We start from the raw sequence: 9,110 nt of genomic DNA on the forward strand, positions 1-9,110 counted from the left end.
GACCGCCTCGGGCAGGCCCCACGGCCGGATCACGGCGCAGGCCAGCACCACCAGGAGCAGGACGGCGGACAGCGCTTCTGCGAATGCTGTGTTCAGCGGGAACCCTTTCCGGACGGAGCCCTGGCACGAGGGAGTTCGTCCACCCTTGCGCATTCGTGCCGGCGAAGGCCGTAGCCTCGCCCGTCCCGTCGTGATCCCGCCGTCGTCGGCCGTCCGCCCGCCCGCCCGTCCCCGCGGACCGACTTCGTGTTGCCGCTGAGTGCGGTGCCGGACTCTGCGAAGGTCGTCAGATGGATGTGACTGGCCGGGCGTGAGGAGACACGTGAGTGCGACGAGCTTCATCGTGGGTCATGGGTACGCGATCTATGAAGGCCCCTCGTGGGACAGCGGTCCCCACAGCCACGCCGCCTTCCAGATCAGCGCCGCCGTCCAGGGCCACGCCGCGATGCTCGACGCCGCCGGTACCCGTCACCGCGCCACCGCCCTCCTCGTTCCGCCCATGGCAGAACATCGGATGCTGACGACGGCGGACTTGCGCGTCCTCTACATCGAGCCCCATTACGCGTACGCCGACCAGCTGCGCCGGCGCTGCGAGGCGGGCATCACCGCCGCGCCCGACTTGCGCCATCTGGGCGAGGACGACCTCCGTTCCGCCGGTACCGAACCGTCAGACCGCCTTGACCCCCGGCTGCTCAAAGCCATGCAGGCCCTCGCGGACGGTCCGGTCTCAGCGGCAGAGCTGGCGACACGCGTGGGTGTGTCTCCGCAACGGCTCCGCGGCCTCGCGCGGAGCCAGCTCGGCATGCCGCTGGCGCGCTGGCGGATCTGGAACCAGCTCCGCCGCACCGTGGAGGAAGTCCGCGCGGGGCGGTCCCTGGCCGATGCTGCCACCGCGAGCGGTTTCGCCGACCAGGCCCACCTGACCCGATGGATGCGCGAGATGATGGGCCTGACCCCTGCGACCGTCCTCCCGCTGCTACGCCGCTCCCTCGCGGACGGCGACGTAGATGGAGATCGACCCGGTGACCGTTGACACCAGCTCGGCCTCCCGGACGTCCCGGAAACCGGCCTCCGCCATCAGTTCGGGTACCACCCCCTCGGCGTTCGGCCGAGTGTCCTCGACTCCGTCGGCGAACTGCACCAGCCGGAAACCGCACCGCATCAACCGCGTCCGCTGCCGTCCGTAATCGGCGATCACCACCTTGCCGCCCGGGCGGAGGACGGTATGCATGGCCGCGAGGATGGCCCGCTTGGTCTCCATCGGGCACTGATGCAGCACCAACGTGGACACCACCGCGTCCGCCGTCCCGTCTTCCACGACTTCGGGCAAGGCGTCACCCATTCCCAGCTTCCACTGGACATCCGCGCTGGCGGCTGCGGCCTTGCGCCGCGCGATCGCCAGGACACTGTCGTCCGGGTCCACTGCCACCACGCGTGCGCGCGGCTCCGCCCGGCTCACCATGAGGGCGGTCGCGCCGGTGCCGCATCCCACGTCCACCACCAGTTCGCCTGGACGCGGCGCGACGTGCATGACGGCCAGCGCCCGCCACAACCGTTCGCGGGTCAACGCGACGACCGGATCGAAGAAGCGCGCGGGCGCGAAGCGTCCCAGCGCAGGAGTGAAAGTCTGTTCGCTCACGACCACCAGCCTCCCGCCGGGCGACCCGGCGGTCTTGAACGAATCGCTCACCGCCGACGGGCATGTTCCTCAGGTCGGTTCTCTGCCCAGGTACGTCATCACGCCACGTGGGCCGCTCAGGAGCGGGAGGGAGAGGGAGACCGGGAGGGGGTGCCGTGGTGGACGGGGTCGGTGGCTTTGTAGCAGCTGGTCTTGGCCGAGCGGCCCTGCCCGGCGCTGGTCACCACGTAGGCCTCGACGTAGACGCATCCGGCGGCCGTCATGAGCACGCTGCTCCATGACCCCGGCCGCACGTCGGCGCTGGCCGAGGACTGGGCGCTGGCGTCGTCCGCGGGTCGGCGGACGATGATGTGCACGCGCCACTTGGTGGAGTTGGGCCCCGTGACGTAGCCCCAGTTGGACTGGCATCGGGGGGAGTAGTAGAGGACGAGCCAGCCGTACGCGCTCTCGTCCGGCCAGACCATCCCCTGCCGCTCGATGATCTTCTGGTCGTGTCCGCAGCCGGCGATGTAGGGGTCGACGCCGTCGGCGGGCGCGACCGGTGCGGGGGTGGGCGTTCTGGCGGCGGATCGGCCTGCGGCCGGGTGGACGAACCAGCCGGCCGTGAAGGCGAGGAGGGCGGCCAGCGCGCCGATCAGCAGACCACGGCGCGGGGGTCGGCGTCGGCCGGGCGGGGCCGGAACGGGAACGGGATCGGGTAAGGCCTGCGCGGGCGGCAGCACCACGTGTGCGGCGGGGCGCAGAACCAGCCAGCCTCGTTCGTCCTTCTCATCGCCTCCTTCCCCGGTCTCCTGGGCCGCCGGCTGAGGGGCGGTGGCCTCCGACTCGGCCCGCGCCCTCGCCAGCCTTTCCAGCCACCACTCCCGGTCGCCCCGGCAGAGCCGGACGAACTCACTCAGCACGCGTTCGCTGGGAAGCTGGTATCCGGCGACGGCCGCGGCCAGCGCGCTCTTCGACACCGTGCTGTGACGTGCCATCGTGCCGAACGGGACCTCGCCGGCTGCGGCGCGTAAGGCGCGCAGTTCGCAGGCGAAGCGCTCGACGGGTCCCATGGCCGGATTCAACGGCCGCATCGTCCGTCCCATGACATCCGCTCCTTGGATCGGTCAGAGCCCGTGCCGAAGAGGCCTGGTTCGGGAGAAATCTGGCACAGGCGAGCGGAGGGGGGAAAGAGGTGCTTCAGGCCGGTTAAGGCCTTTTGTTCCCGGCGTTCGCAGTCGGTTGAGTGATGGGGCCCAGGAAAGGTCTTTGTGTCTTTCATGACCCGCCAGGCGTGACAGGGGTGAATGCGAAGACGGCCCGAACCGCCCGGTGCAATCTCTGTAAGGTCGCGGTTATCCCGTCGCGAGTTTGTGTGGATAATCGGTGAGGCCGGTCGTCCACGCCGCTGGCGCGGGGATACTCCGCCTGCCGGTGGCCAGAGGCGTGTCCGTCGCCTCTAGGCGCTGCGCGAGATCGAAGCCGCAGCCAAGCCCGGAACCGCACTGGTCCCCGTCCCCCGTCCGATTCCGGCTCGCGCCCCCGACCGTCCCGACCAGGACGACGGCGCGGCTCTGGTCCCGACCGCCCGCCTTCCGCCGTGGTGTTGCCGCCGTCCCGACGAGTGCGCCGCGTCCGTCCGGCGGCGGTCGAGCGGGTCGCCGACGCGAGCGTGCGTGCTGACGTCATCGACCCCGAGGTCCTTGAGGACGCCCGGACGCGGCGGGTCCTGACGGCGGTCGGGCGGCGTTCGCCGCGCTACCTGGCCGGTGCTGCGGCGCTGGTGGCCACCGCAGTCGTCACCGCCGCGCTCGTGCGCCCTTCGCACGAGACGGCCACGGCGGCCCGGTCACGGGTCAACGACCTGGAGTTCCGGATCGCCGACCGGCGCCTGGTCGCGGTCGATCCCGCCGCCGTCGCGAACCTGCCCGCAGGCAGCGCGCGTCACCTCCGTCCACCACGCCGACGGCCAACCGGACCAGATTGGCCTGGACATCAAGGTCTGGAACCCCCGCAACGCGTCCTAAGAGTGCGCCCCCGCCTCGCCCAGCTTGGCGCTGCACCCGAGAAGACGCGCCTCCCACGCCCGTCCGGTCGTGACGTAGTGCCCCACAGCCGCCCGCCTGCCGCCCCATTCGAGCGCCCCGCCGATTCGGCCGGCCGCCCTGCGTCAACCCTCCGCCTGGGCACCGTTTTGTCCGGCGTGATGGAAGAGGCTGGCCAGACAAACAGGCGCGTTCAAGACTGAGGTCGCTCAGAGCAGTCACTTCGTGGCCGCACGAACTCGAAGCCGCCGACCAGGTACGAGAGAACGGGGAACTGGTGAACAAAACGCTCATGACAGCCGTGGCCGCCGTCACCAATCGCGGGCGGCGACCACGCTCGGCAGAATCCATGTGTGGGCTCGTCCGGCCTGCCTCTCGGCACGGTTCGCGCGGGGGAAGCATCGTCGCGAAACGCGTCGGTGCCGTGGTCGCGTCGGTGGCCGTTGCCGGGACAGGCATGGTCGCCGTGTCGGGCCCCGCCAGCGCCGGCGGCTGCCTCGAGGCGATCTGCGGCAAGGTGCTCAACGAGAGCTCCCACACGGTGTGGGCCATCAGGGATTACGACGACAACGGGCCGAAGCCGGGCACCGAGTGGCGCGCTCTGTACCCCGGCGAGTCGACTCCCTCGGGCCAGGACTGGGACGGCTTCTACGTGAGGTGCAAGGCGTCGGGCAGGATCGCCAGATGGGTGTTTCCAGGCTTCTGGGCTTGGCGGGACTTCAACATGTCGGCCGGGTACGCCATGAAGATCGCGACTAACGATGAGGCGCACGTCCGCAGCCAGAGCTGCTGAACAGCGCCCAACCATGCCGAGGGCCGCCGGGCGCGCGCACGTCGTGCCCGGCCGCCAAGCGTGAAGGAGGCGGGGTGGTTGTCGGTGGTCGCTGGCATGGTCGTGGGGTCATGTCATCGGCCTTACGGGAGAAGCCATGCTCACGGTGACGTACGGGGACGTCGCGTGGATTGAGGAGCTCGGTGAGATTTTCTGCTTCACCTTCATCGAGGACGTCAACGAGACCGAGGCGCTGTCGCGGTTGGGCGCTCTCCCGGACACGCTGCGTCCCCGCACGCTGCATGATGCTTGGGATGCCTACCACTCCTTCGAGGACGGCTACCCGCAGTTCGCCTTCGCGCTGAACCTCGGAACCTGGACGGTGCTCTACGAGCCCGATGGTTTCCAGGGCTCGCTTCCGGAGCCGTTGAAGGCGCTCTCGCGAGACACCCGGGCCGTCTCGGTTCTGCGGCACCAGTACGCCGACCACGGCTTCTGCTACGCCGCCGACGGCACGCTGGTCACCGGGTTCGAACCCACCTGGCCCCAGCGGCGCTGGGGCAGCGAGCCCGACCACCTCTTGGGAAAGATGCGCGCGGCGGGCTTCGATCCCGACTTCGAGGACGACGATTACCTCGCTGGCGGCTACATCCCAGCATTCTTGCTGGCGGGCCTGATCACGGGCGTCGTCCCGCATCAGAACGCGCTGACCGGAGAAATCCTGTCCGCTGAGGTCGAACCGTGGTTCTGCGCCACTGCGCCGTCGCCCACCTATGACCGCACCGATTCAGCCATCAGCACGGCTGTCCAAGCCGCCCCGCCGCATCTGCTCCGCGCGGTCATCGCACGGGAGACGATGCGCCTGGCCGCCGTCCTGGACCTGGCCGGTACCCCGGGCCTGGCCGAGGCGGTCGCCGCAGCCGAGCGCGGCGAGCCGGTCACCGTTTCTCCTGGCTCGGAACTCGGCATGCATGTCCGCTCTTGGCTGGTCCACTCCCGCCGGTCGAGTAGAGCGTTGAACGACCCGTCCGTACAGTCCAGGCTGAGCGACTACGGAGACGAGACCGCAGCCTTGCGCGGCTGGTTCGCCGATGCGTTGAAAGCCGCGTTGTGGCCCGACCCGCATGCCGCTGCCGGGGCGGTGCTCCGTCCGCTCACGGAAGGCCCTCCGGTGTTCCGCGACCCTGCTGAGGAACGCACCATCCTGCGCGCACTCCGCGAAAATCCGGACCCGGCCTGACGGCGGCCCCGCCCCGCTGGAGGCCCTGGGGCGGAGCGTCTCGTTGGGGGGCTACCAGGTGCATCCGTCCCACTGGGTGGCGCCTGCCTCCTCCCACATGGACCGCCCGCCGAACCTTCCGCGGTCACCTCCGTCACTCTGACCCCACCCGTCTGCTCGACCGCGTGGGTGAGGCGGCTGCTGTCGGAGGCTGGGGAGGGGGTGCCGTGGTCGTCCGTGCGGGCTCGACCGGCACCGGCGGCTGGAGGAGTTCGGCGTCGACTCGCTGATGGCGGCCGAGCTGATCACCGTCCTGCGCAACGCCTACGGGCTGGAGATCCCGCCGATGGAGTTCGTCCGCAACGGCGGGACGATCGCCGACATGGCCCAGATGGTCCACCTCCGCCTCGGCCCCGACCCCTCGCCCCGGGCAGCCCCTTCGCAACCCTGAGCCGCCAGGTCGTGCAGGAAGATCGGCCGGGCATGCTGCAATGATCGTCATGGAGATGAGTCGTCCGCCGATCGACGAACCCGGCCTGAAGCTAGCGATGGAGCAGAACCTCGCCGGGCACGCCTGCCACCTGCACCGGAAACGGGACGGCGCGTCCGTCACCGAGACCGGCGACCTGCTGATCGCCGACAGCGGCCTGGACGACGACACCTTCAACATCGTCGCGGCGGCCCGCTTCACCCCGGCGACCGTCCGGGTCCGCACCGCCGAAACCGTCGGCGCCCTGGCCGCGACCGGCCGCCCCTTCTCGTGGTGGGTGGGCCCCGCCTCCACGCCGTCCGACCTCGCCGAGCATCTCGAGGCCGCCGGGCTCGAAGCCGCGGAGACCGAGACGGGCATGTGGCGGGACCTGCGTGCGCCCCTCCCCGAGGCGCGTGCCGACGGCCTGGACGTCCGCTTGGTGACCGGACCGGCGCAGCTCGCCGACTACGCCATGATCCTGGCGGCGAACTGGAACCCGCCCGCCGTCACCGTGCGCCAGTTCTTCGCCGACACCGCGCCCTGGGCGCTAGCACCCGACTGCCCCGCCCGGTACCTGGTCGGCTACGTCGACGAGCGTCCCGTCTGCTCGGCCGAGGTCTTTCTGGACGCGGGCGTCGCCGGAATCTACAACATCGCGACTCTCGCGGCCGCCCGCCGTCGTGGCCATGGCCGCGTCATCACCCTCGCCGCCCTGCGGACCGCCCACGACGCGGGGTACGAGACCGCGGTGTTGCAGGCATCGGCGGACGGCGAACGCGTCTACCGCCGACTCGGTTTCACCCCGTGTGGTCACTTCACCGAGTACGCCATCAACCCGTGATCCGTCATAGGGTCTCGGCCTCGGACCTCCCGGAGGAAGGGCGCAGGAGTGAGCACGCTGGATCTCGCGATCGACGTCATCGTGCGGGGATCGGTCCTGGGGGCCGACGCCGCCAGCACCCCTGAGGACGTCGATCGCATCCTGGGCACCACCCCGGCGGAGAACGGGAGTGGGGACCAGATGTGGCGGGACCACGGCCTGGTCGAGTTCTTCTGGGAGCGAGGCCCCGGACAAGCGGCATGGCGGTGCACGCATTTCACCGTGCAACTGCACCGGCTGAGCTCGGTCGGCACCGACGTCGCGGCTCGTCCGATCGAGGACGCCTACGGCCCCCTACGGGCCTCGCTCCGTTTCGCCGAGCTTCGGGCCGCGCTGACGGGCCTCGGTGTTGATCTGGTCGAACTGCCGAGCCCGAACGAGGGGTACCAGGAGTACTGGCAGCCCGACGCCGCGGTTCACATCCTCGTTTTCGACGGCGAAGTCGACCGCATCATCGCGCCGTTGCCCGCCGAGGCCGTCGCACGCATGCTCGCGGACTGACCCGTGGCCCGGCAGCACATCAGGCATCTGCTCCGGGCCTCGGACGAGCAGCTTCCGGCCCGGAGCGCGGCGAAGCCGATCCTTGGCTGAGGCCTGCGCGAGCGGCTGATGGCCGACTCTTTCGGATCTCTCGGGACGAGACGGGAACCTCGCGGCGCCACCGGACAGGACAGTGTGTGGAATTGTCAGCGCGAGCCCGAATACGAGCAGGCGACCCCGCGGCGTTCGGGGACCTCTTCGATGAGCATGCACGAGCGGTGTACCGCTACGCGGTCCGGGTCACCGGCGACTGGACGGCGGCGGAGGACATCGTGTCGCTCACCTTCCTGGAGGCGTGGCGCCTGCGCGAGAAGATCCAGCCGGACGGAGAGTCGCTGCGGCCCTGGCTGTTCGGCATCGCGACCAACGTCCTGCGCAACGCGTCCCGGTCCGCGCGGCGGCACGAGGCGGCACTGAACCGGATGCCCCGCCGGGACGAGGTGGCGGACTTCGCCGACGAGCTGGTGGACCGGCTCGCCGACGCGGAGGAACTGGCCGCCGCGCGCACCGCGCTCGGCCGGCTGCGCAAGGCCGAACGTGAGGTGTTCACGCTCTGCGTGTGGGCGGGCCTCAACTACACGGAGGCCGCGGCGGCGCTCGGCGTGCCGGTGGGCACGGTGCGTTCGCGGCTCTCACGAGCCCGGACCCGGTTGCGCAAACTCACCGACGCCGAACGGGAACCCTCGTCCGGCCGAGGACAGCTCATTGGTGACGACCGCGCGCACGCGGTCCGGCCGACGCAGGAGAGGTACTCATGAACGGCAACCCACGGCGCGGACCCGAGTCCGACGAGCTCGCCGAGCTCACGCGGCTTCTGCCGCCCCCGGGCGCCCCTGAGCTCTCCGACGGCCGGCACCACCTCCTCAAGGAGCACCTGATGCTGCAGATCGAAGAGCCCGCGACCGCCCCGAAGCGCCCCAGGCGCCGCCGGTTCGTGCTGCTGGCGGCCCCGCTCGCCGCCGCGGCGGTGGCGGCGGGCCTGTTCACCGGCCTGCGCGGCGGCGGTGACGGCTCGCCCGCGCCGGCGCCCGCGCCCGCGGCCGGCGACGAGCACAGCGCCCCCGCGCTGCTGGACCGCATCTCGCTGGCCGCCTCGCACCAGCGCGTCCTGCCCGTGCGCGACGACCAGCTCGTCTACATCAAGAGCAAGGTCGCGTGGACCGTCCAGACGGACGGCGGACCGCGGGTTCCGCAGCCGCTGCGGGAGCGCGAGGTCTGGCTGCCGCAGAGCGTCGGAAAGCGGGGCCTGCTCCGGGTGGCGGGCGGTAAGGGGATCGTGCTGGTCGGCTCGAAGGACGACATGACGTACCGGAAGCTCGCCGCCATGCCGACCGAGCCGGGCGCCCTGCTGGCCGGCATCTATGCGAAGTTTCCGAAGTCCGGCAAGACCGCCGAGCCGGCCGCCCGGAACGCCGCGGTCTTCCACGAGCTCGGCGTGCTCCTGTCGGAGCAGATCCTGCCGCCCAAGCTCGCCGTCGCCATCTACCGCGCCGCCGCGAAGATCCCCGGAGTGGTCGTGGTGCCCGACTCGGTCCCCGGCTGGGTCGAGCACGACCCCACCGAG

General features: G+C 70.8%; 10 protein-coding genes. 8 read left to right on the forward strand and 2 right to left on the reverse strand.

Annotated elements, in window-relative coordinates; genetic code table 11:
- The first annotated feature begins 322 nt into the window (after positions 1-322).
- The gene (locus AB0J52_RS16685) at positions 323-1,033 is read left to right on the forward strand and encodes a helix-turn-helix domain-containing protein (RefSeq protein WP_500182467.1); all 711 of its coding nucleotides are present in this window, start codon (positions 323-325) and stop codon (positions 1,031-1,033) included.
- On the opposite strand, the gene AB0J52_RS16690 is transcribed toward AB0J52_RS16685, so the two are convergent.
- Together AB0J52_RS16690 and AB0J52_RS16695 are read right to left on the reverse strand one after the other, a co-directional pair.
- Entirely contained in the window at positions 977-1,645 is a 669-nt protein-coding gene (locus AB0J52_RS16690) for a class I SAM-dependent methyltransferase (RefSeq protein WP_500182468.1), read from the reverse strand. The genes AB0J52_RS16685 and AB0J52_RS16690 overlap by 57 nt on opposite strands.
- A gap of 110 nt (positions 1,646-1,755) precedes the next feature.
- Entirely contained in the window at positions 1,756-2,724 is a 969-nt protein-coding gene (locus tag AB0J52_RS16695; RefSeq protein ID WP_500182469.1) for a hypothetical protein, read from the reverse strand.
- Positions 2,725-3,940: 1,216 nt separating this feature from the next.
- On the opposite strand from AB0J52_RS16695, the gene AB0J52_RS16700 reads away from it, so the two are divergent.
- The 7 genes from AB0J52_RS16700 to AB0J52_RS16730 form a co-directional block, all read left to right on the forward strand.
- Complete coding sequence (locus tag AB0J52_RS16700) at positions 3,941-4,456, forward strand: hypothetical protein (protein ID WP_500182470.1); 516 nt, start codon at positions 3,941-3,943, stop codon at positions 4,454-4,456.
- Positions 4,457-4,592: 136 nt separating this feature from the next.
- Entirely contained in the window at positions 4,593-5,675 is a 1,083-nt protein-coding gene (locus AB0J52_RS16705) for a DUF6461 domain-containing protein (RefSeq protein ID WP_500182471.1), read from the forward strand.
- A gap of 190 nt (positions 5,676-5,865) precedes the next feature.
- Entirely contained in the window at positions 5,866-6,105 is a 240-nt protein-coding gene (locus AB0J52_RS16710) for an acyl carrier protein (protein WP_500182476.1), read from the forward strand.
- Positions 6,106-6,160: 55 nt separating this feature from the next.
- Positions 6,161-6,967 (forward strand): GNAT family N-acetyltransferase, encoded by an 807-nt coding sequence (locus AB0J52_RS16715; protein WP_500182472.1) that lies wholly within the window; start codon positions 6,161-6,163, stop codon positions 6,965-6,967.
- A 48-nt stretch (positions 6,968-7,015) separates the two neighbouring features.
- Positions 7,016-7,507 (forward strand): hypothetical protein, encoded by a 492-nt coding sequence (locus AB0J52_RS16720; RefSeq protein ID WP_500182473.1) that lies wholly within the window; start codon positions 7,016-7,018, stop codon positions 7,505-7,507.
- 176 nt (positions 7,508-7,683) lie between these two features.
- Positions 7,684-8,304 (forward strand): RNA polymerase sigma factor, encoded by a 621-nt coding sequence (locus AB0J52_RS16725; protein WP_500182474.1) that lies wholly within the window; start codon positions 7,684-7,686, stop codon positions 8,302-8,304.
- Positions 8,301-9,110, forward strand: an 810-nt coding sequence (locus tag AB0J52_RS16730; RefSeq protein ID WP_500182475.1) for a CU044_5270 family protein, incomplete at its 3' end; no start/stop codon positions are given. The genes AB0J52_RS16725 and AB0J52_RS16730, both read left to right, overlap by 4 nt.

This window comes from Spirillospora sp. NPDC049652 (assembly GCF_040675125.1).
GTDB lineage: Bacteria > Actinomycetota > Actinomycetes > Streptosporangiales > Streptosporangiaceae > Spirillospora.